This window comes from Acidovorax sp. KPB24-03 (assembly GCF_057546605.1).
Map to the genome: position 1 here is coordinate 1 of NZ_BAAJYR010000812.1, position 828 is coordinate 828.

General features: G+C 72.2%; 1 protein-coding gene. It reads left to right on the plus strand.

Going from position 1 to position 828, the window contains the following annotated elements; translation table 11 throughout:
- Positions 1-828, plus strand: an 828-nt coding sequence (locus tag AC27KI_RS26165; RefSeq protein ID WP_487116772.1) for a flavin monoamine oxidase family protein, incomplete at both ends; no start/stop codon positions are given.

Here is an 828-nt window from a genome sequence, read left to right on the forward strand (position 1 = left end):
GCCTGGCCTGCCCGCTGGGCGCGCACTACCTGCCCGTGCCGGGCGACAGCGCGCGCGAGGTGCAGGACCTGCTGGAAGAACTGGGCCTGCGCCAGCGCGTGGCCGGGCGCTGGCGCTACGACGAGCGCCACCTGTGCCACAGCCCGCAGGAGCGCCTGTTCTTCCAGGGCCAATGGCAGGACGGGCTGCTGCCCGTGCAGGGCGTGGGCGCCGAAACGCTGGCGCAGTACCGGCGCTTTTCCACCCGCGTGGCCGAACTGGGCCGCGCGGCGCCCTTCACCATGCCGGTGGTCAAAGGATGGAAGCCCAATCAGCCCCTGGCGCAGATTCATCTAGGGCTTGACGCTATTACTTTCATAGCATGGCTGGAGCAGGAGGGTTTCGACGACACGCACCTGCGCTGGTACCTGGACTACTGCTGCCGCGACGACTACGGCGCCGGCGCGGCGCGCGTGTCGGCCTGGGCGGGCATCCACTACTTCGCCAGCCGCCACGGCTTCCATGCGCCCGGCGATGCGGCCACCGAAGACCGCGAGGGCGTGCTCACCTGGCCCGAGGGCAACGGCTGGCTCACCCAGCGCCTGGCCGCGCCGCTGCAGGCCGGCGGGCAGCTGCGCACTGGCAGCTCGGTGCTGCGCATCGAGGAAACCCGCCAGGGCGTGGAGGTGGACGTGTTCCACCACGCCAGCGAGAGCGTGGAGCGCTGGCAGGCGCGCCGCTGCATCGTGGCGCTGCCGGTCTTCGTCGCGGCGCGCGTGGTGCGCAACCCGCCCGGCTTCCTGCAGCAGGCGGCGCAGCGCCTGTCGTGGGCGCCCTGGCTGGTCGCCA